The organism is Pseudomonas persica, from assembly GCF_900291015.1.
Classification (GTDB): Bacteria; Pseudomonadota; Gammaproteobacteria; order Pseudomonadales; family Pseudomonadaceae; genus Aquipseudomonas.
Window position 1 is genome coordinate 32,333 of record NZ_OLKL01000027.1, and the last position, 26,769, is coordinate 59,101.

Consider the following 26,769-nt stretch of genomic DNA (forward strand, 5'->3'; position numbering starts at 1 on the left):
CTTGATTGATGCAAATCCGCGAAGGTAATGACATGAGCAAGACATTCAAGATCGCCGCGATTGCCGGCGATGGCATCGGTAAGGAAGTACTGCCCGAGGGGCTGCGGGTGTTGGAACAGGCTGCCCGCAAGTGGGATCTGGATTTGAGCATCGAAGTGCTCGATTGGGCACACTGCGATTATTATCTGGAACACGGGCAAATGATGCCCAACGACTGGTTCGAGCAACTGAAAGGCTTCGATGCTATCTACTTCGGTGCGGTGGGTTGGCCGGACAAGGTGCCGGATCATATTTCCCTGTGGGGCTCGCTGCTCAAATTCCGCCGCGACTTTGACCAGTACGTAAACATCCGGCCGGTGCGCCTGTTTCCCGGCGTGCCATGTCCGTTGGCCGGTCGCGAGGCTGGTGATATCGATTTCGTGGTGATCCGCGAGAATACCGAAGGCGAATATTCCTCGGTTGGCGGCAAGATGTTCGAAGGTAGCGAGCATGAGTTCGTGTTGCAGGAATCGGTATTCACCCGACGGGGTGTGGATCGCATTCTCAAATTTGCCTTCGACCTGGCCCAGACCCGCCCGCGCAAGCATGTGACTGCTGCGACCAAGTCCAATGGCATTTCCATCAGCATGCCCTACTGGGACGAGCGCACCGCGCTGATGGCGGAGCAGTACCCGGACGTCAGCTGGGACAAGCAACACATCGATATTCTCTGTGCGCGCTTCGTGCTGCAGCCGGATCGTTTCGACGTGGTGGTGGCCTCGAACCTGTTCGGCGATATCCTTTCCGATCTCGGCCCTGCCTGCGCCGGTACCATCGGTATTGCGCCCTCGGCCAACCTCGATCCCGAGCGACGATTCCCGTCGCTGTTCGAGCCGGTGCACGGCTCGGCCCCGGACATCTATGGACGCAACATCGCCAACCCAATTGCGATGATCTGGTCCGGCGCGCTGATGCTGGATTTCCTTGGCAATGGGGATGAGCGCTACCGTGCCGCCCATGATGGCATTCTCAAGGCTATCGAGCAGGTGATCGCCGAAGGGCCCAACACGCCCGACCTGGGCGGACAGGGTTCAACCCAGGATGTCGGCAAGGCGATTCTCGACGCACTCTAGACCGAGTTTGAAACACAATCGCGCATCACCCTTTTGCCCGCTCACACTGCGGGCTTTTTTCTTGGCCGGAAGGTTGTTATGGCTAGATTGTCGATCTTGCTATTCGCTTGCGTCTGGCACGCCACCAGCTGGGCAGGCACCCCGATAGATGTGGTCATTCTGTGCGACGCCGGATACCCGCCCTACAGCTACGCCGAGGGTGACGAGGCCAAGGGGATTTATACCGATATTCTGCGCGCGGCGTTTACCCGTATGCCGGAATATCGGGTGCATATTCGCCCGGTACCGTGGGCACGAGGCCTGAGTGAATTGTCCCAAGGTCGGGCCTTGGCCCTCTACCCGCCCTATCGTCGAGCCGAGGAGCGGCCGTGGATGGATTACTCACGCCCCATCGTGCGGGAAACGCTGGTCGTTTTTGTGCGCGCCGACGTGGCCCGGGCACTTGAGCGAGAACATTTTCCGCAAGCCTATCGCGGCTTGCGCATCGGCCAGAACAGAGGATTTATCAACATTGTCGATCAGGACTACCAGATCATGCTTGCCAAGGGTGAGTTGCGCCAGATTTACTCCAAGGACAACCACACCAACCTAGCGATGCTTTATCGGGGGCGACTGGATGCCTACATCAATGACCGCCGGGCCGTTCTTTGGGAGCTGGAGCAGATGCGGCGCGACGGCGTCTTTAAGGACGACTCTCTCAACTGGATAGTCGAAGGGCCCTGGCTTACAGGCGAAGAGGGATATCTGGGTTATACCCGCATCAATACGTCGGCCTACCCCTACAAGGACGACTTCAAGAAACGCCTCGATACGATCCTGTCCGATCTTGAACGGGAGGGGGTCATCTATCGCATTGTGAGGCGTAACGATGCGTTCTATCCGCTTAACCTGCAGGCTGCGGGTATCGAAGGCGCTAGCCAGTAAGTTCTTGGGGTCTCGTGAACCAGGGCTAGTAGCCCTGTTTTCGGTCAACCTGGCCGAGCATAGGTTCGCCACGCTGGTGCCGGCGAATATTCTCCAGCAGCACGTCAAATGCGCTTTCTGGCTGGGTCATCGCGGCGATATGCGGGGTCAGCAAAATCTGCGGGTGCTGCCAGAATGGATGCTCGGGCCGAGCTGGTTCTTCCCTTAGTACGTCGAGCACCGCAGCACTGATTTGGCCACTGGCTAGGGCCTCCAGCAGGTCATCTTCCACCAAGTGCCCACCTCGCCCCATGTTGACCAGTGCGGCACCTTTGGGCAGGTGCTGGAACAATTGATGGTCGAGAATCCCCACAGTCTGCTCAGTCAGCGGCAAGACACAAAGCAGGATGTCGCACTGACCCAGGAACGACGGCAATTGTTCGGCACCGGCAAAACAGTCGACCCCGGGTATGCAGTGCCGGCTGCGTGCCCAACCCGACAAGGCGAAGCCATAGGGCCTCAAAGTGGCGAGTATCTGCTGTGCTTGCAAGCCCAGGCCCATTACCCCGACCCGGCGTCTCGATGCGGGGAGCAATCGGTGGGCTTGCCAGTGCTTTTCGGCCTGTTGCTGGCGATATCGCAACATCTCCCGGTGGAGGCTGAGTACGGCGAAACTGGCGTATTCGCACATGCCCTGGGTAATGCCCGGATCAAGCAAGCGAACCACCGGCAAATGCGCCGGCAAGCGGTCAAGGTCGAGCTGATCGACACCGGCCGACAGGGCGAACAGCACCTGCAGGTTTGGCAGCAACTTTTCGAGATTGTCCGGTGCCTGCCAAGCCGCCAGGTAGCGGATATCCTGCGGGTCGCCGAGATCTGGCCAAGCGCGCCATTCGATATCCGGGGCCCGTTCAGCGAATAACGCCTCCCATCGTTCGCCGCGTACCGGGTCGGCTTTGTAGAGCAGGGTCATGGGCGTTTCCTCTTTTGAACGAAGAATGGAGCATGCCTGAATGGCGGAGCAGAATCTTTCGGAAAGTCTGGTTCAAAAGGGGCGGTGGTGTTGTATCTCGGCATAAATCGACAGTTTCCAAGGGGGCTTCAGCGCTTGATGGATTCTGCCGTTTGGTGGGGTGAAAACAGTCGATCCGAATTTCTCAGCGGCCAAGTTCGGCTTAGAGCATTGCGTCAAAGGCTTAACCTAAGGCATATCGCAGCCGCCTCCTGGTTGCCTGGCTCACTATGGGAGATGCCATGAACAGCAAATGCGAAGATACCCCTTATCTGCTCCAGCAGCGTGATCAGTTCGTGCCGCGGGGTTTGGTCACTGCTCACCCGCTGGTCATCGATCGGGCCCAAGGGGCCGAAGTGTGGGATGTAAGTGGTAAGCGTTACCTGGACTTCGTCGGCGGGATCGGTGTGATGAACATCGGCCACAATCATCCGAAGGTGGCGGCGGCGGTTCAGGCGCAGATGAAGAAGGTCACCCATGCCTGTTTCCAAGTGGTGGCGTACAAGCCCTACCTCGACCTGGTGCAGTCTCTGTGTAAGCTGGTTGCAGGCTCCAGCGGCATTGCGCACAAGGCAGCGCTGTTCACTTCGGGTGCGGAAGCCGTGGAGAACGCCGTGAAGATTGCACGCGCCCATACCAAGCGTCCGGCGGTTATTTCTTTCCGTGGGGGGTTTCATGGTCGCACATTGCTCGGTACGACCCTGACTGGCATGAGCCAGCCCTACAAGCAGAACTTCGGTATGGCGCCCGAGGTTTTCCACACACCTTATCCGAATGCTTATCGCGGTTTCACCAGCGAAATGGCACTGCAAGCGCTGAACGAGCTGTTTGCCACTCAGGTCTCGCCAGATCGCGTAGCTGCGATCATTATCGAACCAGTCCAGGGCGACGGCGGTTTCCTTGCCGCGCCGGTCGAATTTCTCCAGGCGCTGCGCACGCTGACTGAACAGCATGGCATCGTGTTGATTGCCGATGAAGTACAGACTGGTTTCGGCCGTACCGGCACTTGGTTCGGTTTTCAGCACGCCGGAATTCAGCCGGATCTGGTTACCGTAGCCAAGAGCCTGGCTGCCGGGATGCCGATCTCGGGTGTGGTTGGTCGCGCAGAGATCATGGACGCACCAGCCCCTGGCGGCCTGGGCGGTACCTATGGGGGCAACGCGCTGGCTTGCGCGGCAGCGTTGGCAGTGATCGAAACCTACGAACAGGAAAAATTGCTGGCGCGCGGTGTGAAGCTAGGTGAGCGCCTGCGTCAGGGCTTGTTGCGCCTGCAGGCGCGCTTTCCTCAAATTGGTGACGTACGCGGTACCGGGCTCATGCTGGCGATCGAGTTGGTCAAGGACGATGCGGCCCGCAGCCCTGACCCAGAGCTGAACCAGCAAGTGATCGATGAGGCTCGCAAGGGGGGCCTACTGGTGATCAAGTGTGGTGTGTACCGTAACGTGCTGCGTTTTCTCGCTCCGCTGGTTGCCGAGGACGCACAGGTCGATGAAGCGTTGGATATTCTTGAAATGGCGTTGTCCCGCGTTTCAAGCTGATGCCAGGTCTCGGTCGGCGATTGACACATGTGGCCGACCGAGCACCCTCACGAGGGGCAATTCTTGAAGTGCTATTATTGGAGGTATCAAGGCCATGGAGCTGACTGACTACCGTGCACTGCTGATCAATTGCGATGAGGTCCTGTTCGATCGGGACGCTGGCATCTGGACGGCATTACAACCGCTGCTCGATAGTTATCCGAATACTCTGAGTAGAGAGCAGGCGTTGACTGAATACGATCAGGTGGTGCGCGGACTTTATCCTCGTTTCTCCGAATTGGGGTTCAGTGGTCTGCTGTGTTTCGCACATCGCCAGTTGGCCGAGCGTTTGGGGCTCAAGGCCAGCTGGGAGGAGGGTATGACATTTGCCCGTTCGGTTTACGACTGGCCCCTGTACGAGGATGCACCTGGCGCAATGCTGTATCTGCGCAAGTTTTACCGGCTGCTGATTTACGGAGACCGTGACAGTGCGGATCGCGAGGCATTCTGTGAACGTTTGGGAATACCGTCGGAAGATTTCCTGTCGCTGGCCAGCAAGCCGCTGGAAGATCGAGACTGGCTATTGACCAACGGCCTGGAACCTAAAGATTTTTTGTTGGTGTGCGGTTCGCCTGCCGATCTATCTTTGGCAGGTGGCGTGTGCCTGATCCAGCGCGGTTGCGGTGAACATCGGTCAGCGGGCCCTGCGGACTTTGATATCGACAGCATGGCGGACCTAGTGACACAGCATCAACGATCTCTCAGGCGCTGATACTGACGGCATGATTGCATAGAACAATCACGAGGTATGCGATGGAAGGGTTAGTCAAGCTTGACCGCATTGATATCAACATTTTGGTTGAGCTGCAAAAAGATGGCCGCATTACCAACGTCAGTCTCGCCGATGCAGTAGGCCTGTCGGCCAGCCCCTGCCTGCAGCGGGTCAAGCGGCTCGAGGCGGCCGGGTATATTTCCGGATACAACGCGCATCTCAACCTGGCCAAGATCACTGAGTCAGTCACGGTGTTCACGGAGATCACGCTGCACGACCACAAACGCGAAGATTTCGCTAAGTTCGAGTCCAATATTCGTTTGGTCGATGAGGTGCTCGAATGTCATTTGATCAGTGGCGGCTACGATTACCTGGCACGCTTCATGACCCGTAGCATTCCGCATTATCAGGAAGTAATGGAGGGCTTGTTGGATAAAAACATCGGTATCGCCAAGTACTTCAGCTACATCGTTATCAAATCGCCGGTGCTGAAGGATGGTGTGCCGTTGCGAAAGTTGCTGCATCGCTGAGGTATAGCAGACTTAGCGCCTTCCTATTTCATAGGGCCCTGCAGCATGGATCATCATGTTCTCTGTGCAGCCCAATAGCCCTTTATAAAAAGAGTTTTCACCTGGCTTTTGAATTAAGCGCGAGTGGAAGTGTCCGGTCGTTACAGCGCGCCACAACATCGTAGGTGGCTGAAGTGTCTGCTTTATTCTCCTAGCTTAACGTGTTCAATTAGATTCAATATTAAACAAACAAGATGACTTCCCGAGGTAAGAAAGATGACTGCGGCTTCTCAGTATCCCGTTCGTCCCGAGGTTCTGGCCAAGACTCTGACTGACGAGGCAACCTACAAGACCATGTACCAGCAGTCGGTCGTCAACCCAGACGCTTTCTGGCGCGAGCAAGCTAAACGCCTCGATTGGATCAACCCTTTTACTAAGGTGAAGCAAACTTCTTTCGACGATCAACATGTCGACATCAAATGGTTCGCCGACGGTACACTGAACGTTTCTCAAAACTGCCTTGACCGCCATCTGGCCGAGCGCGGTGATCAGGTCGCGATCATCTGGGAAGGCGATGACCCTTCCGAAAGCCGGAACATCACTTACCGCGAACTGTACGAGCAAGTCTGCAAGTTCGCCAACGCCCTGCGTGGTCAGGACGTGCGCCGCGGCGACGTAGTGACGATCTATATGCCGATGATCCCTGAAGTCGTGGTCGCCATGCTGGCCTGTGCCCGAATCGGCGCGATTCATTCGGTGGTGTTCGGTGGTTTCTCGCCGGAAGCATTGGCTGGTCGCATCATCGACTGCCGCTCGAAAGTTGTGGTCACTGCTGACGAAGGCATTCGTGCAGGCAAGAGGATCCCACTCAAGGCCAACGTCGACGACGCGCTGACCAACCCGGAAACCAGTAGCATCCAAAAAGTCATCGTCTGCAAGCGCACCGGTGGCGACATCAAGTGGAATCAGAATCGCGATATCTGGTTCGAGGAGTTGATGAAAGTAGCTGATACCGTGTGTGCGCCGAAAGAGATGGGCGCCGAAGAAGCGCTGTTCATCCTTTACACCTCCGGGTCCACTGGCAAACCGAAGGGCGTGCAGCACACAACCGGTGGCTACCTGTTGTACGCAGCCATGACCCACGAGCGCGTGTTCGACTACCGCCCGGGTGAAATTTACTGGTGCACCGCCGACGTCGGCTGGGTCACTGGTCACAGCTACATTGTCTACGGGCCGCTGGCCAATGGCGCGACAACGCTGCTATTCGAAGGTGTGCCCAACTACCCGGACATCACCCGGCTGGCGAAGATCGTCGACAAGCACAAGGTCAATATCCTCTACACTGCGCCGACCGCGATCCGCGCCATGATGGCCTCGGGCACCGCCGCCGTCGAGGGTGCCGATGGCGGCAGCCTGCGCCTATTGGGGTCGGTGGGCGAGCCAATCAACCCGGAAGCCTGGGACTGGTACTACAAACATGTCGGTAAGTCCCGTTGCCCGATCGTCGACACCTGGTGGCAGACCGAAACTGGCGGCAACATGATGAGCCCGCTACCGGGCGCTCATGCGCTCAAGCCAGGATCTGCCGCGCGTCCGTTCTTTGGCGTGATGCCAGCGTTGGTGGACAACTCGGGCAACATCGTCGAAGGCGAAGCCGAGGGCAACCTGGTGATTCTCGATTCGTGGCCGGGCCAGGCGCGTACGCTGTTTGGTGACCATGACCGCTTCGTCGATACCTATTTCAAGACCTTTCGCGGCATGTACTTCACCGGTGACGGCGCTCGTCGTGATGCCGATGGTTACTACTGGATCACGGGGCGGGTGGACGATGTGCTCAACGTTTCCGGCCACCGCATGGGCACCGCCGAGATCGAAAGCGCGATGGTCGCTCACCCAAAAGTCGCCGAAGCCGCCGTGGTGGGTGTGCCGCACGACATCAAGGGGCAGGGCATTTATGTCTATGTAACCCTTAAAAATGGCGAAGAGCCGAACGAGCAATTGCGACTTGAGCTGAAAAACTGGGTGCGAAAGGAGATCGGCCCGATCGCTTCGCCGGATGTCATCCAGTGGGCACCTGGCCTGCCGAAGACTCGTTCGGGCAAGATCATGCGTCGGATTCTGCGCAAGATTGCGGAGGCTGAATATGAGGGTTTGGGGGACATCTCGACCTTGGCGGATCCCGGGGTTGTCCAGCATCTGATCGATAATCGCAAATTCATGAGCGCTTAAAAGGTTTCACGGAATTAAGGGAGAGACAGGCACAAGAACGCCACTTTTATGGATGAGGTTCATCCTAGCAGATACAACCGCAAACCGGCGTTCTTGTGCACTATATTAATAGGTTCTGGACTTTTAGGAGGGGTTATTCTGTCATGTCATCTGGAGTGACGGCGATGAGCTGTTGATCGACCTGATCCCGCCGCCCTTCCGACTCTCCACCTGCAGTGCTACCGCCAAGATTACCGTCAATGAATACTGTAACTTGTCCGGACTTGTCAGCCGTTTCCCATCCCCCAAGTTGCCGAGATGTTAGTCTACATTGGAACAAGGTGCTCTTGCTAGCGCGACGGTCGTACAAACCGCGCTGGAGCAACTACCGAAGCTCAGTCGAGGCGTTCGGTAATAGATGCTTTCGCATTGTTCAAAGTACCTTCCCGGGTAAGCGTCCCGCAATCACATCTTGCCGCATCGCGCTTAGCGCACCCTACTCACCGGTCAGTAGGCGCTCGGCGAGCATTGATACGGCTTGAGCTGGTAAAGTCACAGCCGTGTCTATCGTAAACGGTGCTTCAGCCCACGCTTCATATTCGTGAGCCAGTACAGATTGCCAGGTTGGTGGAGTCAGCCCGGGAATATCGCCCAGTCTCGTTTCTACACGTCGCTGATGTTCATTTTTATCCGAGCAAATCACTTCAATATTCATCAACCTAACGCCAGCCCTTGAGGCGATTTCGCTCCAGGCCAGTCGGCTTTCGATCACCGGATTTACACAGTCAACGACGACGGTGCGCCCTAGATCAAGATTACTCAGTGCAAGCTCATTAGCGACCATGTAACCGCTGCGCCCTACGCCTTGGGCAAGTACACCAGAGTTTCGTATCGCTTGCTCAATAGTATCGATCCGCAGGTAGAGCGCGCCCATCGTATCGACCAGCCCTTTGGCAATAGTGGTTTTCCCGGTTCCTGGAAGGCCGCTGAATACGATAAGCATTATCTGTCCTTAGTCGTGAGTTAACTCATACTGGCCTTGGCCAGTTAGAGCAATGGTAGCGGCTACGGCTGCCTGAGCTTCTAGGTTGGCGGCCTTACGAGCAGCTGTGGGAAGAATGCCTTTGGTGGTAACGGCCTTTACTTCGTCGCGTTCGGCGCGAATCTGGGCTAGCGATTTTTTTGGCCAACTGCCCAGGCTCAAGTCGCGTTTCACGCCTTCGTGTTTGAACTCGAAGCGGAAAAGTATGGTGACGCCACGCACTCCGGCGCGGATTTTTGCGACCAGTCCACCATCCTCTCGGAGAACGGTACCGTGATCGTCAGCCGTGAAAGCTTCCAATTTTTTGGCAGTCAGCCTGGCCATGTGTCACCCCCAGCTTGAACCGGTTAGCTCGAATTTTACCCCACTTTTACCCCACCGAGTGACTTGGCTGTCGGTAGATTCTGGTGGATCGAGGTGGTAGTCGGTCGGGCTGTTATGCCCGAGTTTACGGGGGACTAGGCCTGCCAACGGTGGCCATTAACATCCATGAAGAACCACGAAGAATGCGCATGGGGTGCAAGGGGTCGAGTGTTCGAATCACTCCGTCCCGACTATTATTTAAACAACTAAGCCACCTTCGGGTGGCTTTTTTGTTTCTGGGGTATCGGTGGCGGTCTTCGGGGTAGCGCAGGCAACTTGGCTTTGATGGCTCGAGTGCTGGGCGCTTATCTCAGGAATGCTGTCTAGGTCACATGGGATGGCAGCTCCATAGGCCGTTCTCATTTGCCGGGGTAATTTGAAACCGGTCGGTATCTACCTGTTTTGGCTGGTAAATAATTTTTTGGTCCACTTGCTTGGAATACCAGTTGGAACGCTGCGTGGTCTGGATTCCGATGGACGGTGCTTTTTGAGCACTTTTCTGGGCGCCAGCTAACAGACTGGCACCGGAAAATCATCCAACACAATGATCCTTACGCCCTTGGCGCCAATCGGACAGCTGGCTGAAGACATAGAGGCCTGCAGCGCATCTACGAAAATACCGTCCGGTCATCCTATCAATGAGCTTTTTCTGAAAAATCCCGTTAAGATTTCGCGCAAACAATGGCCTTTTGGCATTACCTATCTCTTGGGATCCTCACGATCCTCTGCGCGGAGCTTCGGGGACGAATGCGGTTCAGCCCATGGACAGTTGTGCTGCTAATCACCGTGACCTTCAAGGTGTTGGCCGACGATGTAGATTGCCGCGTGGTGGCCATCAGTGACGGCGACACTTTCACCTGCCTAACGGAGTCCAACCAACAGGTAAAGGTCAGGATGGCCAATATCGACACTCCCGAAAGTGGCCAGCCCTACGGTCGTCAGGCGAAGGATCAACTCGCCAAATTGATCTTTGGTCGAGTCATCCAGCTCACCTTAAGTGGCGAAGACAAGTACGGCCGGCACATCGGCGAAGCCTCTGTCAACGGGGTTAGCGTCAACCGAGAAATGGTTAGCCGTGGCGCCGCCTGGGTCTTTGATCGCTACAACCGCGATACCACCTTGCCTGCTCTGCAAGTAACCGCCCGAGCAGCACGCCTGGGCCTTTGGGCGCTTCCCGAGTCTGACATTATTCCCCCTTGGGAATGGAGGAGTACTGGGCGTTCTCTCAACTCTCTGGTAGCCGAGCGCAAAACTCGGGACGCCATGTCTGCCGACTATGTCTGTGGCGCCAAGCGCTACTGCGGACAGATGAGCAACTGCCAAGAAGCCAATTTCTACCTGCAGCAATGCGGAGTTTCCAGCCTGGATCGGGATCGTGATGGCGTTCCCTGTGAAAGCCTCTGCCGTTGACGCAATGCTCTCAAGGAAGTTTCGATGAAGCTATTTAAGATACTGTTTGGTTGGTTGAGGGCTCCGCGCCGGCAGTGTGATCCCGAGCATCCAGACCTGCATGTCCTCGACAAGGATGAGCTGCTCAAAGAGTTGGATATTGAAGCTCAAGCACAGCGTCTCGGTGCCGCTGGCGCACCTGCTCCCGACGAAACTCACCTATCCGGCATTGAAGAGTCGATCTGCCAGAAACTGGAGGGTTTTCGCCTCAGCTACCAAAACTGGGCAACGACCCATGTTCAACGCATTCAAGAGCGCCTGGTGACCTATGACATCACCAAGACGGTAAATCGCACCGCCAATCTGGCCGATGAATTTGAGCGCGAGGCGAATCGCCGAGTTTCCGATCGTGAAATCGAGTTGCGCAATCTGCGGGGTTCGGCGCACCAACGTGAACAAGAGCTACTCAAATTTCGCGAGGAGAATCAGCTCACCCGCCATGCGCAGGTGATTTCCGGCACTCGTAAAGCTATCTGCATCCTGCTGGCGATATTCACCGTGGCAGTCGAAGGCATTCTAAACGCCGGTTTTTTTGCTGCCGGTTTAGATGGCGGATTGTTCCAGGGCTTCTTTTTTGCCGGAGCCTTGGCGGCGGCAAACGTCGGCATTGCCTTTGCGCTCGGTCGTTTCCTCGTGCCGAACATGAATCACATCAGCCCCATCCGCCGTATTGCCGGGTACCTAGGCGTGATCGTGGCGGGGGTAATCATGGGAGGGCTCGGCCTGATAATCGCGCATTTCCGCGATGCGCTTGGGCAGGCTGGCGATGTGGGTATTAGTGTCATTGCCGCTGCCGCGCTCCAAGCTCTGCAAAGCAACCCGCTCGGATTCCATGACGTCTTCTCAATAATTCTGTGCATCGTGAGCGTCGTATTCGCGCTTGCCGGACTCTGTGAAGGCTACAAGCTATCAGATCCCTACCCAGGATATGCCAGCGTCCAGAGAGTCGCCGATGAAGCCAAAGCCTTCTACGACCATGAGATTGCTCAGATTCGGGACGAGTTGGAGCACCTGAAAGAAGAGTATGTCGACAAGCTGGAGCGGGGCCTTGAGCAAGCCAAAGTTGACGTTGTCGCCTTTCGTGCAGAAGTCGATAAGAAGCGCATCGCGCCCGAGCGCCTACAACGAGCGCTAGACAAGGCCGAGCACATGATGAGTGCACTGGTAAAAATCTTCCGAACCGAAAACGAGATATCTCGAAAGGTCACGGGTGTCCCGGTTCCCGCTTACTTCCGACAGCCCGTACCGGTACGGCAATTGACCTTGCCTGACTTCAACACAACTGCGGATGAGCGAGCTCTGCAGGAGCAGGAAGGACTGCTAGCTGACCTCCTGAACCAAATCGAAGACATCCGTCGCCGAATTCAATCGTCCTACGACGTCAAATTCAGTCAACTTGAACCCATCCGCCAACAGATCTGACACAGGAACCCCAGAATGCGCAAGACGAGCATGGCGGAAAAAAAGCGCCGTCAGGAACTCCGTACGATTGCACTATTGGTGATTGCCCTCCTGTCGATGGCGGGCGCAATAGGCTGGTATTTCCTCCATAGGCCCACAGCCACAGATAAACTCACGTTGTGCCCCACGTCCGGCCCGTTAGGCCACTATGTTGTGCTGGTCGACAATACCGACCCTTACAACTTCATCCAGCGCCAAGCCTTCGCTCAAGGCTTGAAAGCCCTTGCAGACAATGTCGTGCCTGAAGGTTATCTACTGTCGGTGTATGCCCTCGGTGAGGACTTTACTCAGACCGCCAAACCGCTATTTGAGAAGTGCAACCCGGGTACCGCTGCGGGAAAATCAGAACTTGATTCCAACCCCGCGCGCATTCAAGAGCGCTTCGAGCGTGAGTTTCGCGAGCCGGTGATTCAGCTGGAAAACGCCCTGATGCAGGAAAAGCCAGCCGACAAATCACCAATTTTTGAGATGCTTCAGCTGGTCGCGATCAATAGTTTTCAAGCGGAAAACATCAAAGGCCCTAAGACCCTCATTGTCTATTCAGACATGCTGGCCAATACCGCCGACTTCAGCATGTTCAAAGGGCAAGCTGACTTCGATGGCTTCGCTACCAGTGCTTATGGGCAGAAAACACAGACCCGTCTAGAAGGCGTTCAGGTCAAGCTGAATTACCTAATGAACTACCCCAAATTGCAGACACGGAAGCAGCTGACCTTCTGGGAACGCTATTTCGAGAAAGCGGGCGCCCGACTCATTGCTGTGACGCCAATGGAGGGCTGAGTTATGCCAATAAAAATCTCCCTGAAGAGACTGTTCGTCCTTACTTGCGCCTTAAAAGTCGGTAGCTCATTTGTTGGTTGGTATCTGCATGAGCCCTGGATCTTCGGCCTTCTGCTGCCCTTGTGCTTCATGGCAGCGTACATGCTCATTGGTTATCGGCTGCGTGATAGCGACATTTCGGCAGAGAAGTTCGCGGACTCGTGTTACTACCTGGGCTTCATCTTCACTATCTCCTCAATCATCTTCTCGCTCTTCGACCTGCCTAATATCGGTACCGACCTGACCACCATTGCCGTGCGCTTCGGCGCAGCCATGGTGAGTACCGTGCTGGGCTTAGCGGTACGCGTGACCCTGGTGAGCTTCCGGCCGAGTACTGACGATGCTCTAAGCAATGTTGAGGATCAGGTGATCAATGCCTCGCGGAAGTTGGCTGATGAGTTTCAGAAGTCTCTTGAGCGGCTGGTCGACTTCCGCGCAGATGTAATGCGCGCCACCGACGAGACGGTGACAGCGGTTAAGGAGCAGATCCTCGCGATGTCGGAGGCGCATCAGGCCAAGACCACGGAATTCTTTGCAACCATAACTCAGCACAACAAGGAAATGATGCTGGGGTTGATGCAAGACGTCCGCACTACTGCGCTGGGCATGACTCAGATCATCACGGAATATGAAGCAGTCGCCAAAGATGCGACTGAACGAATCGATCAGTCGGTAGTGACTTTTGTTGATGGGCTGGTAACCCGTCTGGATGAGGTACAGTTCCCGGATGACCTGTTCTCCAATCGACTGGAGGGCGCCGTGACGCAGCTGGGCGTAGTCACCGAAACTGCAACCGACAGCCTCAAGTCGGTGACTCTCGATGTGCAAGGCTCTGCGCGCTTGGTCAACAACTCCATCAAGCGCATCAACGAAAAGCTGGAAAGCATGGGCAGCGTGCTGGACGACGTGCACCAGGTCGGTGCCAGCTTGGAGGTACTGACCAAGTTGCTGCAAACCCAGCAAGAAACTGTGCTTCAGGAGATGGGCCAGCAATCCCAGTCCCTGATCGCCGTCGTGGATGCGCAACAAGAGTCGCTAAATGCCCAATTGGGCTCGCAACTGGGGGCCACCACGCAACTCACCAGTTCCATTCAAGTGCTCGCTGAGGCGATGGGCCAGACCGTGGCATCGGTTGCCAAGATCCACCAGGTAGCCGAGCAGCAAGGCAGTAGTACTGAAGAGATCAAAAAGGCCAGCCAGGAACTGGTGGCAACTCTCCAACACAGCGTCCCGCAACTGCTGACGGTGGTCAGTCAATCGAGCCAGCACGCCGAGTTAGCGAATCACGAGCACCAACAGGTCAAGGCTATGGGTCAGCAGGTTCTTCAAAGTCTTAGCCGGCTGGTGGAGCTCAGCTCTTCTCACCTTGAGTCCAATAGTGGTCTGGCCCGACTTGAGCAACTGGATAGTGTACAGCGCAGGCTGGACGTCATCAGTGATCATCTTGAGAAAACGCCGCTGGGCGGCGAGAACGTGGTGCCATTCAGCCCGCCAGCAGGCGGAACTGATGATCGGCAGGTTCAACCGGAATCAAGCAGCAGCTGACACTGAGTCCTGGAGCAGCCTGAAATGGCATCGAACAATGACCAAATCTTCCAGCTATCGCTGACGGAGATCGCCCTGACCCTTATCTTTATGCTGATGCTTCTGCTCGGCTTCATGGTGTTTCAAAAGACTCAGGAGAACCAGAAACTGCAAGAGCAGCTCCACGCCATCGATGGGATCGATACCAAGATGGCGCAGCTGGACAAGGCCAAGACTCAGCTCATCGATGAGATCAAAGCCCACAGCTCGCGCAATCCTGACGAGGTGATCAGCCAGTTACTCGAAGCGGGTCAGGCAAAGCAGGACGTTGTGCGATTGAAGCAGCTACTGGACGAGCAGGAACAGAAGATTACCGCCCTTGGTGAGCTACAGAAAATGGTGGAGGCGGCGGGCGGCGACGGCGGTCAGCTCGTGAAGAAACGGGTCGAAGATGCTATGGCCTTAGCAACATCGTTAAAAGAGGCGGTGCAGAAGTCGCTGAAGGATCCTCAGGACGTCGACAAAGCCAATGACGTCAAGTTTCTCAAAGAGCAAGTCGAGGCATCGCTTGGCAAGCTCGACGCCTTGGAGCAATTTCTGGATGAATCCCCGGACCTCGCCAGCCTTGAAGGCAGGAGCAGCCTCGAGAAGATGCAGAAACTGGCGGAGGAGTACCAGCACTTCACGGCGATGCAAGCTGATCCGGGCAACCCTATTGCCGTGAAGAAAGAAAACGCTGACCTTAAAGGCCAGGTGCTCTACCTCAAGCACCGCTTGGAGGCTAATGGTGGCATGGACTTCCCCCCGTGCTGGGCGGACGAAAAGACTGGAAAGGTGCAAATGCTCTTCACGCTGGAGCTGCGAGAGAGCGACTTGAGCCTTGAGTCTGCGTGGCCTGAAAGCCGGCAGGCAGATGCCGAAGCCCTGCCTAACATCGATCAGGTAATGAGTCGGCCAGTGAGCAGTTATAACGATTTCCTGCGAGCGGTAAAGCCTATTGCCGATCTCAGTCGTGCTCAGAACTGCCGACACTACGTTCGACTTAAAAACGCGATCAACGATGCAATCACCTCGGATCGCCGGCGCCTGAGCATCGAAGGTTATTTCTACAAAATTGAGGTGCGTCGGTAACGACGCCGTCGTTTGGGCCAGGCTGGCCATGTGGTCTCCTGCCCGGCCGTCCTTCGGGCGGTCGCTCATTCCCCCTATTTGGACACTGTACGATTGCATGATGGAGGGCGGTAACTCGAGCGTTTCGAAATTATCTGCCCTCGGCAGCACGCAACCGCCTCTAGCGGGTTCAGCATCGTTGAGGTGCAAACCCTCGACCTTTGGCTATCTCTCCCAGCCCAGCAAGGAGGCAATACCGACACAGCGGGCCAGAGGGATCGGGCAATTGCTGCCGCATCAGTGTGTGCCGACCTGATTTACGTAAGGTGAGTTGGGGGGGACGCTTACGATCGTCGCCCCTGTGCGTACGATGTCCGCACTCGCATGAACAGAGGCTTCTACCGAACGATAGCGTCAATGATTGCTGTGTTGGTTAAGCCGACTCTCAAAGTAATGCGCAGTCTCTTTGTCGGTGCAGTACAGGTAGCAACCCTTCATCCCGCGTGTCATCAGTGTTCGGTATGTATTCTTGATGATCAGGTCTGTTTCATTTTTCGCGAGGGTAGGTTGCTCTTTCATCATTTTTTTCCAGCCGCGAATCGATTTATCGTGCTTGTCGCGCTCATCCGGGGACGTTACTACCTTACCGTCACGTACGACTAGGTCTGGCCCGATGATCACCCCGATGTAGTCGACTTCCAAACCTTGGCAGGTATGAATGCAGCCAACCTGTTCGATGGAGTTCTCAGCGATGATCCATAGGCTGCCATCCTGATCCAGGTTCCATTGGCGTTTGTAGTCACCAATGACGATATCAGCAGCGGTGGGGTCTTTCTTGCTCAACCAAGGCCAGCAATAGCCCGCGACCACACGAGCCTTGTTTCCGTGGTTTTTGTCGTTGATTGCGTCATGCATCGCCTGAGGTGAGTCGAACACCTTAAACTCGTACTCTTGAGTCTCAAGCGTCGGATTTGCCGTCGAGCGAATGCCTAGCGTGTCATCCAGCCATGCCAGGTAACCGTCAGAACCGCTGCAGCGAAACTGCGAAGACAGCACGTGTTCTTCAACCATTGCACCCTTGGCTTTTGCAAAGGCGCGTATCGCCTGCTTGCTGCCGATATCGCTCAAGGTTACACGCTGGTCCTCATCAATAAAGAAAATGGAGCATTTCGCTGAGTCAATCAGCTCCTTGATCTGGTTTTCCCCAAGGTTTCCATAAAGCCCGCTTTTCTCATTCAGCCGGTGAGCTTCGTCCACGATAAGCGCATCGAATGTGTTGGGCTCAGTGTCGATGAATGCCCCAGAGCCTGAGAAGAAATTCGAGAAATGGCTGCGCTTGATGGTGCCAACCAGTTTGCTTTCGTAGACCTTGCGAGGGGCAGCATTCTTGGAGACGTATTTGCTCATCAGCTTCAATTCGGTGAGCTTCACCAGCAGATTGATAGCCAGAACCGTTTTCCCGGTGCCCGGTCCACCTTCGATGATCATCACCTTGGATGCTTCGTCCGAGGCCTCGCTTGCCGCCGCCAGCGCCGACTCAAAAATTGCTTTCTGATCGTCAATCAATACGAACTCGGGTTTGCCTTTCATCAACCCCCCGAGCGCTTCGGCTAGCGCCTTGGAAGGGCGAATTTTTCCTTCGGACAGCTCGTAAAGAATCTCTTTGTTGTCGCCATGACTTATGTGCTTTTTCAGAAAGCTTCTGAGTTTACTGAGCTCTTCCGGACCTTTCAGAAATAGCGGAGCCTTGCTGATGTGGGGCTCGTAGTGAGCTGAATCTATGACGCCGTCGCTGACGTAATTATGAAGGTAGGCACACGGACGGATTTCGATGCTTTTGTCATACACCGCCTCGTTGAAGCCTTCCAGCAGCGCTGCATATGACCAAACCTGATAGGACGGGTGAATGGTCTCAATGAGGCCGCCACCCAACGCCGTTTTGACGATGGCGTCTTTGGTTGTGGCGTTGGCCTTGCTCCATTGCTTCAGCTCAATCAGTACGGCCTTTTTTGCCTGGTTTTCGTCGCGACCGGTGAGTAGAAAGTCGATTCGCTTCGACGACTGCGGAATGTGCAATTCAATGGCCAGGCCTGCATCGCTCGGCAGGCCCTCATCTCTAAGGACCTTGGCCATGTACGTCAGGGATCCTTGCCACGACCTGATTTCCGAGGAGCCAACGTTCTTGCCAGTAGCTTCCTTGTAATGCCTGAGGATCACCTCCTCAATGTCATCGTTATCGTTGTCTTTAAGAAATTGCTGTTTGGTCGCAGCGTAAACGATCACGGGTTGTCCTTAAATGCGTGTTGTTCAGAGTCGGTCGTACTTTTTGCTGTTGCTTCTGGCTTTATCGACGGGATACTTCCGGCCATTTGAGGCGAGCTTCTGCGTCACTGCTTCGTTGAGGTCAATACCAAGTACGCTGCTAAGGCGAACCAGGTACATCAGTACGTCCGCCAGTTCGTCCTTTACGGCCAGACCGATTTCAGGATCTTTAGCTACAGAGAGCGAATCGGCATCGCTCATCCATTGGAAAATCTCGCACAGTTCTCCTACCTCACCAGTGAGCGCCAGGATGAGATTTTTGGGGGAATGGAACTGCTGCCAGTCGCGATCATCTGCGAACCGTTGGAGGGACGCGGCAAGCTTCACTACGTCAACCAGTGGCGCGGATGCGCTTTCTGAGTCACTCACGGGCTATCTCTTTGGCAACGATGGGGACAATGTGTAGGAAATCCGGCCTTGGATTGTAAGGGTTTTTACCGCTTTCGCAGTTTTTTGTGTTTAGCCTCACCTGTCGGCTACTGGTCGGATTGATGCCAGTGCTCAGCATTTGGCCAAAAGCGAGCACGACAATTCGTCAAACCTATGCGGGCCTCGACGGGTTTGTCCTTTTGTCTAATTGGTTAAGGCCGTGCAGGCAATAATGGGCGTGCTACTATATCGCCACCTCTTTCCTGAGACGTCTCTTCTGCCATCAGGTAATCACCATGGACGACGTAGTCATAACGCATTTGGATGTGTACCAGAGCTGGCAAAACCATCTCTTCAAATTCAGTCTCGACGATCCCAAGACGAACGTACCCGGGCTGCGCAAACCGCAATTGGCTGCGCTCTATGCCACCTTGGGACATCTGGTGGTTGATCCCTCTTCGACGGCCACAGTGGTTATGCCGACCGGTACAGGGAAGACCGACACCATGCTCGCGCTGATCATCGCTGCGAGGATGCCCAGGACCTTGATCTTGGTTCCCTCGGATGCCCTAAGAACGCAGTTGGTGGGCAAGTGTACGGAGATGAAGACGCTCCGCTCCGTGGGGGCAGTATCGGACACGGCGCGCAACCCCATTGTTGCAGCCATCGATTCAAAGCTGTCAGAGGACCAGGTTGCTGATTTGGCTAGCGCCAACATCATTGTGGCCACTCCCCAGGCTCTGTTGTTATTCAAAGAGGCCGCCTTGGAGGCGTTGGTCAACATGTGCAGCCACCTGATGATCGACGAGGCTCATCATGTCGCCGCTGCCAGCTGGAACCGGATCAAAACCGCCTTCATGGGTAAACCATGTATTCAGTTCACTGCAACGCCATTCCGGGAGGATGGTCTGGCTCTAGCTGGCAAGATTATCTACAACTACCCGCTCCGGGATGCGCAGCTTGACGGCTATTTCAAAGGTATCGAGTTCCATCCGGTACGAGAATATAACCTCAAGCTGTCCGATCAGGCCATCGCAGACAAGGCTGTTGAGCTGCTCAGGGCTGACCTCAAGGCTGGGTATAACCATCTGATGATGGTGCGGGCAAAGTCGCACAAGCGGGCGTCGGACCTGTTTGAGATATACAAGCAGCACCCCGACCTCACGCCGGTACTGATTCATAGCAATGTGCCGAATCAGGCTAGGGTGATGGCTGAAATTATCAAGAAGAAGCACCGGATCATCGTGTGCGTCGATATGCTTGGTGAGGGCTTCGATCTGCCCGAGCTCAAAATTGCTGCCATTCATGACCAACACCAAAGCCCTGCAGTGACGCTCCAGTTCATTGGCCGGCTGACACGGGTTGATGCGGCCCTAGGCGATGCCAAGTTCGTGGCGAACATCGCTAACCAGAAGACCGACCATCAGATGGCTGACCTCTATAAGGAGAGTGCTGACTGGGGGGGCAGTCATTCGCAATGTAAGTGAGAAAAAGGTCAGCCGGGAAATTGAGAAGGCGGACTTCAACGAACAGTTCGCTGAGGGTGACGATGCCCAGGTGATCTTTGGGCTCAACCCGACCCCCAAAATCAGCGCCGTGGCGTATCACGTCTCTGCCAAAGACTGGACACCGCAGCGGGCGCAGAGTCTGGACGGGCGTAGAGAGGTACTGCAGTACTTCTCGATCAATGAGCAAGCCGATACCGTTATTGCGGTAACCCGGCGAGAGACATTAGTTGGCTGGGCTCAGACCGAAGAAATCGTCGATACCAACTGGAATCTTTACATCGCGTTCTATGACAAAGCGCAGAAAACCCTCTTCATTCACACCTCGGGTGACGACACTCAGGCAACTCGCTTCCTGAACCTTGTGGCCAAAGACTCCCGTCGCATCAATGGTGAGCCGGCGTTCCGGACGCTCCACGACATCAAGCTGATGAAGCTTCAGAACGTTGGCCTGTCCCGCGCCCGGAAAGACCTGCGGTTTACGATGCATGTGGGGCGCGACATCAACCAGGTGATCAGCGATATCGAGAAAGGCAATGCGACAAAGTCGAACATCTTCGCCACTGGTTTTGAGGATGGAGAACGAACCACCGTAGGCTGCTCGCACAAGGGCAAGATCTGGGAGATGAACTCCTCTCCGATAAACTACTGGGTCGAGTGGTGCAAGCGAATGGCGGTCAAACTCAACGACAACACCATTGACCCTGGTGACGTCCTCAAAAATGTCATGCGTGCCGACCAAATCAAGGGCAAATGGCCAGAGGGGCTGTTCTACGCCGACTGGCCTGTGTCGATCGCGATCGAAAACGAGCAAAGGATCTCGCTGTATTTTCAGGGAGAGACTTTCAACCTGCTCGATGTCGAGCTTGGTAAGCCTGAGTACATTGATGCACGGACGCTGGAGATCCCCGTCATTGTTGCGGGTAACGAGGGTGAGGAGCGCCGGCTGACCACCATCGCCATCAAATTGTTGGAGGATGGGTACAAGACCTCTTGCCCAGGTGTGAAGATCCTTTACCCCCACGAAATGCCACTGGATTCTTATCTGGATGGAGAGCCGCTGGTACTTCTCAAGGTCGACGGATCCATGGTGCAGGGGAACTACCGTCAATACTCGCTCAACAGCATGGATGTAAAACTACCTGCCGGTTTGCTCGAAGCCTGGGATTGGGGAACGACGAAAATCCATCAGGAGTCCATGCGTGCGGAACGACGCAAGGATTCAGTACAAGGGTTCACTTTCGACAAGATCGCTGACGATTACTCAATCGTGTTCAACGATGACGGCAAAGGCGAAATCGCTGACCTGGTGGCAATTCGGGAAAACCAGGATGCCATTTACGTCGACCTGTATCACTGCAAATTCTGTCCTATGACGGATGGCGTGGCTGCGCCTGGGGCGCGCGTCGCCGATGTCTATGAAGTATGCGGTCAGGCATCCAGGTCGGTGAAATGGCTTTACACCGGCGACAAGTTCTTCAACCGGCTAATGGATCGCTACCAGCAAGGACTGCTGAAGGACTTCGACAGAATCCTGAAAGGCACGCCTCAGCAGCTGGAGATCCTGCGCAACAAATGCCACGACCATGAGCTGATCTTCAAGTTTGTGATCGTGCAGCCTGCGATATCAGCGAAGAAGGTATCGAAGGAGCAACTGGCCGTCTTGGGAACGAGCTACTCATACATCAAGAGCATCTCTGGCTCGGACATCAGGGTCATTGTTAGCCCTTGATTGACTTGCATCAGCGGAATTGCAGCTGATTCCGCTGATGTCATGGTTTGATCCGCACCTCCTAGGCTCCCTTTGGTAATAGCCTATAAGTAGGAGTCAAAAGTTTTTGCGAAGATTGCCTTTGGCGATTTTCTCCAAGATCTGCATGTAGCGCTCAGATGTTACTTTAGAAATTTCTAAGGTGTTGGTGAAAATGGGGGGGAGATCTTTGCCGGGAACCTCGTATTTTGCGGAAACCTGCGTGGTCAGTGCGTTGTAGAGACTGATCAATGTTGGGCAGCTAGCATATTGAGGAAACACTCGGACCGCCTCGTCCAGAGAGCTATACAGGGGGATGCTGTACATGTGGCCCGTGGTTTCATCTATGTTCCCGTAGAATCTCGCTTGCGCGTCTTTGAGGAAGTGTTTGAGCAGGTGGGGGTCCAGCACAGGCACACCGTTGCGGGGATACCCTGCATGAAACTGGCCGTTTATGATCACTAAGGGCATAACCGTAATGTCATTGCGGCCTATGAGTGACGGGTAGTGCGCTGCGCAGAATTCTTGTAGATTTTCGCGGACTCGCTCTGCTTTTCGGCTGGCTTGAGTAGTTTTGTATTCTATTCCATTGTTGTCGAAGATCTCGTTGTGATAATCTAGCGGAGTGATCGGTGTGCGCCGGCTTCTGAGTTCAGCGATTACTATCAAATTGCCTAGGGCAAATGTCAGATCAATTTCTTCAAATTTTTTTGGCGCGTACTTGAATTTCAATGCCGCGGTCCAGTAGAGGTGCTCAGCCAGTACTGGGTTGTTTGATCGGCACTCTTGCATAACTTTTAACATGTCTAGCTCGAATAACTTGCCACGTCGTTTGGAATTGGGGTCTATCCGCTGCAGCCAAGTGTCGAAATTTCGCCCAATACTAGCAGTCAGCAGGGCGCTCACTGGGAAACATACATACTCATCAAGAACCAGCAAGGGTTGGCTCCAAAGGTCGTTTTGGATGCTGCGGGCGTCGTAGGAGAGCATCTCGATAATGATCGTTACGTCTTCTGGAGTCATCTTTGTGCAACGCACTAGGTTATCAATCAAATCGTCCAGCCGAATTCTTGGGGCAAAGTCCAGCAGCTCGTCCCACTGCCTTGGCGATGGCTTGGATAAAGCCCTCTCTTTAATCTGAATTGAAAGAATCGCTAAGTGAAACCACACCTTCAAAACATTGCGGATTGCCTTATCCTTGGTATTGCCGGATGCTGAGTCTAGCAAGGGATGCAGGTGCTCGTCGACCATGTAGTGCGGGGCGGCACAATGATAGAAAGCCGACATCTGCGCCTCCTCCGATAGATCCTGCCATCGAATGCAGGATAATACGTTACCCGAGCTTTGGTAATGTAGGTATTGACCTTCGTATAACAATGACTCAGCAATCAAGCGCCGGCTTTTCCAATCACGGACGATATGCATTGCATTGGTGGCGTTATGGTGATCCCGACGATATTTGGAGACGGCCTTGATCAAATGTGGGTCAGGTGTGGTGGAGGCTAGTACCACTCCATTTGGATGCGGGAAAAATCTGACCTCGCCGTAGAGCAAATCCTGCCAGATTCGCGAGAAGCTATGAAAAATCTGGGCCATTGAGGTTTCGTTCTCAAAGAATATGAATTTGTCCAGTTGATGAGGACGAGCTTCAGGAAAGACCTGGTCTATGTCATCTCTATACTTTATTAATAGCTCCCAGAAAGGCCCGCATAAGCTATCGAGCCGAAACGCGTTCAAGGTATTAGGATCAACCTCAACGCCGCCATTAGTAAGGGTGGATTTAAGGTCAAGATACTGTTCCATCGCCGCGTCGGGCTGTCCCGTCATGAGCGCCATCTGTTCCTCGGAAATCCGGTAGAATGCGTGATTGGCGGCACCCAAGTGTGCTTGGATAAGTTCGTTCGCGCTTAGCGGAGCTTCTCGGCTGAAAGTGAATTGCTGACGAGTATTTTGTACGCGCTGGAAATGCTCATTGAGCCAGCTAACACCATTGAGAAAACCGCGCTCCTCGGTTCGCTCGCCCCTAGTCCACTCATAGGCTTGAAGCCAGCTGGAAATATTAAACTTCTCTAGCATAGCTGGATGGGGAAGTTGTCGATCACGGGCTAGTTTCAACAGCGTTGTTTGGGAGTGGTTCATAGCGAGAAATCCCTGCCTCGATTGTTGGAAATGGTCTACCTCGCAGCTGATAGCGCAGCCAGACGATATTCCCTTGTACGGCTCACATCAAGCCATCCCTGTCACCGCTGGCAAAATTCCCGTAAAGCCGGGAGCACAAGTCTTTGAATGCCCCCGAGCGTTTGCTCCCAAATCAAAGTTGCCGTTCAGTAAGGGCAGCTAATGGCCGACTGCTGTCAGCGCCGAACGGTGGCTATGAGTGGATAGCAGCCGGTGTTACTCATAGATTGAAAACCCATGTTTTTTGTAAGCGACGAGCGAGCAGCCGCACGGTCAGCAGATAGTAATAGCGTGTTGCATCGCTTCGTCGATTTAGTCTTTGCTCAAGAAACCAAGCCACGTGCTTTTTCTGCCAAGTCCAAGGCTCTTGTCGCTGCCAGCGCTCTGCGATCTCAGCCTGGATGATTCTCGCCTGTCGCACATGGCGTTGGCGGCTGGCGTGAGATCCGGTCAGCACGCCAGCCAGGAACAACTCCATATCAAATGGCTTTCTCATGTCCGCCCCCCAATGTAGGCCGCGACCACATCAATCCGACCGTGCCCGAGCTCATAGCTGATTTGCCGCCGGGCCTCATGATCATGCCTGACTGTCAGTCAGGTACAGTCCATTCCCTATTGGCGTGGGTGCGTGGATTTTTATCGGCCGGGAAGCCGATGTTGATGCGCTTCTTGGTCACCGGTTCGCGGTAGTTGAAATTCCACAGCAACGAGCCGTTGCTGCGTACGCGGAGCTGCAAACCGTCACCGTCCGTGAGGACATAATCCTTGGACGCGGGTTTGACTCCCTTGAGTTGTCGATCGGAGAGACGGAGGTTTTGAGCAGGCATGAGATTGTCCTCAAGCACTGATTTGGTATTCCAAAGATTAGCACCGGGTGAGCTGGAATACCGTCTGGAATACCCGAACGGCTGGAACTCAAAAACTCTCAAAAGACCGCAAAAGCGCTGGAGGCCGCGTATTTGCTGGGTCGCAGGCACAAAAAAAGACGTCCGTGGACGTCTTTGTTTGATCATTTGGTGGAGCCGGGGGGAACTGAACCTGCGTCCGCAACTCGCTAACTATAAGCTAGTGAGGTTCGCGGAATAATGTGGGTAACGCAAACCCCAAGAGCAATTTCGGCGGTGTAGGGCATGGCCAGTTCCACAACCTCCGGAAACGGGGCCAGCTTCTCATTGTGTCGTAGGAAATTTCCTCTTTTTTGGTAGGCTTTTGCCATCAGTCGAGAGGAAAATGAAATGCCCGTCGTCATCGTTGAAAACGACACATCGCAGTGGGAAGACGAGACAGGAGCTGTCTATCATTTCCCCAAGCGCTACCAAACGTGGCTCGCTCAGGGAACCGAAGTGATCTACTACAAAGGGCGCATGAAGGATAAAGCCTTTGCTTCCGTCCGCCTCAGCGCCGATCCGCATTATTTTGGTAAGGCACGTATAGGCCAGGTCTACGCAGACCGGAGGAGCGATAAGGGCGATCTGTTTGCTCTGATTGAAGACTTCACGCGGTTTGAAGACGCTGTCCCCTCGAAAATTGACGGCGAGTACCTGGAGACCATTCCCGCCCGCCGCCTGAGTAACTACTGGCGTGATGGCGTTCGGCCAATTTCTCAATCCGATTACGATGCCATCTTAGGCCATGCAAAGCTTCAGCCTTCGCGTGCTGACGCGGCTGCGCCGAATACCGAAGGTGATCCACTTACCTTTGAATCGTACAGTGAAGGCAGCAAAACAAGCTACTTTGGAACTCGTTACGAGCGTCGGAAAGATCTAAGGGTACAAGCCATCGCTATCCACGGGTTGGACTGCAAGGCATGCGGGTTTGATTTCGAACAGGCATACGGCGAACACGCGAAGGGCTTCATTCACGTACATCACGTAGTACCGATTTCGGACTTTGGTGGGGAGAAGACCGTGAACCCTGAGACAGACCTCGTGACGTTGTGCGCCAACTGTCACGCGGTAGTCCATCGCAAGAGAGATATGACTCTGAGTGTTGACGAATTGAAAGGAATGTTGCGCGGGCGATGGGTAATCGAGTCCCAGTAGACAGCTAAGCGCACGCTAACTTCGCCTGGGTGTGCAGGTGGGGTGGGCAGCTGGAGCGCCTTCAAAACTGAGGATGGACTTAGGTTTTGAAGGCATCCAGTGAGGGAAGGGTGATTCAGCGCATCATGCCCAGCTCGGCATCATCCATCAGTGCCTTGGCTAATGCGCAGAGGTAATGCGAGGCCCAGATCAGCTGTGGTTTGTCTTCCATTAATCCGTCCAAGGTCATATCCCTTGCGTAGCCCATCAATTCTGAGGCCTGTTCGCGGGCGCTCTGGCAAGGGATGCCGGCTTCGATACGGAAGAGGGGATGGGTCTGGTTTTCCCCTTGGTAGAAGGTGGTTTTGCCGACGGTAAATTTGGTTTCTTCTGTGGCCATTGTTCAATCTCCCCGAAATCTCTAGTGCCTGGTCTGGCCTCATCGCCGGCAAGCCAGCTCCCACAGGTACTGCACAGGCCTCGAGAGCTGTGGCACAGCTCAGATCTATGTGGGAGCCCGGTTTGACGGCGATAGGGCCGGACCAAGCGACACATCAATGAAGCCTTAGTGCACAGCCCGAGGCTCAGTAGGCATCTGCACTTGGACCAGCGCGGACTCAAGCAAGGCTCGCAGCGTCTCCAGCTCATGCATCGAGGCCATCATCAGAATCGACGCCGGCGATTTGGGCTGCAGCAGCATTGCCTGATGCACGACGGTCGCCGCGCATAGCGCGTAGTCCGTGGCTTGGATCAGGGTGTCTTCAAGGCAGAGAGTATTTTGGGGTGGATCTGGGACTATCTTCAGCATGCTTACGCTCCAACA

At 54.8% G+C, this 26,769-nt stretch carries 20 protein-coding genes and 3 pseudogenes; 13 read left to right on the forward strand and 10 right to left on the reverse strand.

The features are described from left to right. Positions 1-32: 32 nt before the first annotated feature. Both FQ664_RS13155 and FQ664_RS13160 read left to right on the forward strand, forming a co-directional pair. A complete protein-coding gene (locus tag FQ664_RS13155) occupies positions 33-1,112 on the forward strand; it encodes a tartrate dehydrogenase (protein WP_144172307.1) in 1,080 nt (359 codons plus the stop codon). Positions 1,113-1,190: 78 nt separating this feature from the next. After that, positions 1,191-2,036: a substrate-binding periplasmic protein gene (locus FQ664_RS13160; RefSeq protein ID WP_144172309.1), complete on the forward strand. Its 846-nt coding sequence runs from the start codon at positions 1,191-1,193 to the stop codon at positions 2,034-2,036. Positions 2,037-2,061: 25 nt separating this feature from the next. On the opposite strand, the gene FQ664_RS13165 is transcribed toward FQ664_RS13160, so the two are convergent. Further along, a complete protein-coding gene (locus FQ664_RS13165) occupies positions 2,062-2,988 on the reverse strand; it encodes a 2-hydroxyacid dehydrogenase (protein WP_144172311.1) in 927 nt (308 codons plus the stop codon). Positions 2,989-3,269: 281 nt separating this feature from the next. Between FQ664_RS13165 and gabT the strand changes: the two genes are divergently transcribed. The 4 genes from gabT to acs all read left to right on the forward strand — a co-directional run bounded on the left by gabT (position 3,270) and on the right by acs (position 8,054). Continuing rightward, on the forward strand, positions 3,270-4,565 hold the full coding sequence (gene gabT, locus FQ664_RS13170; protein ID WP_144172312.1) for a 4-aminobutyrate--2-oxoglutarate transaminase: 1,296 nt from the start codon (positions 3,270-3,272) through the stop codon (positions 4,563-4,565). Between the two features lie 94 nt (positions 4,566-4,659). Then, complete coding sequence (locus tag FQ664_RS13175; RefSeq protein WP_144172313.1) at positions 4,660-5,316, forward strand: 2-haloalkanoic acid dehalogenase; 657 nt, start codon at positions 4,660-4,662, stop codon at positions 5,314-5,316. A 41-nt stretch (positions 5,317-5,357) separates the two neighbouring features. Continuing rightward, entirely contained in the window at positions 5,358-5,846 is a 489-nt protein-coding gene (locus FQ664_RS13180) for an Lrp/AsnC family transcriptional regulator (protein ID WP_144172315.1), read from the forward strand. Positions 5,847-6,101: 255 nt separating this feature from the next. Then, the gene (gene acs / locus FQ664_RS13185) at positions 6,102-8,054 is read left to right on the forward strand and encodes an acetate--CoA ligase (protein WP_144172317.1); all 1,953 of its coding nucleotides are present in this window, start codon (positions 6,102-6,104) and stop codon (positions 8,052-8,054) included. 475 nt (positions 8,055-8,529) lie between these two features. On the opposite strand, the gene FQ664_RS13190 is transcribed toward acs, so the two are convergent. Both FQ664_RS13190 and FQ664_RS13195 read right to left on the reverse strand, forming a co-directional pair. Then, positions 8,530-9,036 (reverse strand): P-loop nucleotide/nucleoside kinase family protein, encoded by a 507-nt coding sequence (locus tag FQ664_RS13190; RefSeq protein ID WP_144172319.1) that lies wholly within the window; start codon positions 9,034-9,036, stop codon positions 8,530-8,532. Positions 9,037-9,084: 48 nt separating this feature from the next. Then, positions 9,085-9,399 (reverse strand): annotated as a pseudogene (locus FQ664_RS13195) (Arm DNA-binding domain-containing protein); the annotation flags it as partial. A gap of 810 nt (positions 9,400-10,209) precedes the next feature. Here FQ664_RS13195 and FQ664_RS13200 point away from each other — a divergent pair. From FQ664_RS13200 to FQ664_RS13220, 5 genes are read left to right on the forward strand one after another with little or no spacing between them, the layout of a single operon-like run. Next, complete coding sequence (locus FQ664_RS13200; RefSeq protein WP_178090988.1) at positions 10,210-10,848, forward strand: thermonuclease family protein; 639 nt, start codon at positions 10,210-10,212, stop codon at positions 10,846-10,848. Between the two features lie 24 nt (positions 10,849-10,872). Beyond that, positions 10,873-12,309 (forward strand): hypothetical protein, encoded by a 1,437-nt coding sequence (locus tag FQ664_RS13205; RefSeq protein WP_144172324.1) that lies wholly within the window; start codon positions 10,873-10,875, stop codon positions 12,307-12,309. 15 nt (positions 12,310-12,324) lie between these two features. Next, entirely contained in the window at positions 12,325-13,128 is an 804-nt protein-coding gene (locus FQ664_RS13210) for a hypothetical protein (protein WP_144172325.1), read from the forward strand. Positions 13,129-13,131: 3 nt separating this feature from the next. Beyond that, positions 13,132-14,712, forward strand: a complete 1,581-nt coding sequence (locus FQ664_RS13215; RefSeq protein WP_144172327.1) for a methyl-accepting chemotaxis protein — start codon at positions 13,132-13,134, stop codon at positions 14,710-14,712. Positions 14,713-14,736: 24 nt separating this feature from the next. Next, complete coding sequence (locus FQ664_RS13220; RefSeq protein ID WP_144172329.1) at positions 14,737-15,822, forward strand: hypothetical protein; 1,086 nt, start codon at positions 14,737-14,739, stop codon at positions 15,820-15,822. Positions 15,823-16,215: 393 nt separating this feature from the next. Here the strand turns inward: FQ664_RS13220 and FQ664_RS13225 are convergent, their stop codons facing one another. After that, entirely contained in the window at positions 16,216-18,084 is a 1,869-nt protein-coding gene (locus tag FQ664_RS13225; protein WP_144172331.1) for a DUF2075 domain-containing protein, read from the reverse strand. Between the two features lie 24 nt (positions 18,085-18,108). After that, positions 18,109-18,492: a nucleotide pyrophosphohydrolase gene (locus tag FQ664_RS13230; protein ID WP_144172333.1), complete on the reverse strand. Its 384-nt coding sequence runs from the start codon at positions 18,490-18,492 to the stop codon at positions 18,109-18,111. A 296-nt stretch (positions 18,493-18,788) separates the two neighbouring features. Here FQ664_RS13230 and FQ664_RS28040 point away from each other — a divergent pair. After that, positions 18,789-21,729: pseudogene (locus FQ664_RS28040) on the forward strand (DEAD/DEAH box helicase). Between the two features lie 96 nt (positions 21,730-21,825). Here FQ664_RS28040 and FQ664_RS13240 read toward each other — a convergent pair. From FQ664_RS13240 to FQ664_RS13255, 3 genes and pseudogenes are all read right to left on the reverse strand, one after another. Further along, positions 21,826-23,886: a hypothetical protein gene (locus tag FQ664_RS13240; protein WP_144172335.1), complete on the reverse strand. Its 2,061-nt coding sequence runs from the start codon at positions 23,884-23,886 to the stop codon at positions 21,826-21,828. A gap of 259 nt (positions 23,887-24,145) precedes the next feature. After that, positions 24,146-24,421 carry a hypothetical protein gene (locus FQ664_RS13245; protein ID WP_144172337.1) on the reverse strand — a complete coding sequence of 92 codons (276 nt, stop codon included), beginning with the start codon at positions 24,419-24,421 and terminating at the stop codon, positions 24,146-24,148. Between the two features lie 151 nt (positions 24,422-24,572). Continuing rightward, positions 24,573-24,752: pseudogene (locus tag FQ664_RS13255) on the reverse strand (integrase arm-type DNA-binding domain-containing protein); the annotation flags it as partial. 408 nt (positions 24,753-25,160) lie between these two features. Here FQ664_RS13255 and FQ664_RS13260 point away from each other — a divergent pair. Further along, positions 25,161-25,967, forward strand: a complete 807-nt coding sequence (locus FQ664_RS13260; protein ID WP_144172339.1) for an HNH endonuclease — start codon at positions 25,161-25,163, stop codon at positions 25,965-25,967. 115 nt (positions 25,968-26,082) lie between these two features. On the opposite strand, the gene FQ664_RS13265 is transcribed toward FQ664_RS13260, so the two are convergent. Both FQ664_RS13265 and FQ664_RS13270 read right to left on the reverse strand, forming a co-directional pair. Beyond that, positions 26,083-26,346, reverse strand: coding sequence for a DUF3077 domain-containing protein (locus tag FQ664_RS13265; protein ID WP_039615163.1), 264 nt, complete (start codon positions 26,344-26,346; stop codon positions 26,083-26,085). Positions 26,347-26,511: 165 nt separating this feature from the next. Next, positions 26,512-26,754, reverse strand: a complete 243-nt coding sequence (locus FQ664_RS13270) for a hypothetical protein (RefSeq protein WP_144172341.1) — start codon at positions 26,752-26,754, stop codon at positions 26,512-26,514. Between the last annotated feature and the right edge of the window lie 15 nt (positions 26,755-26,769).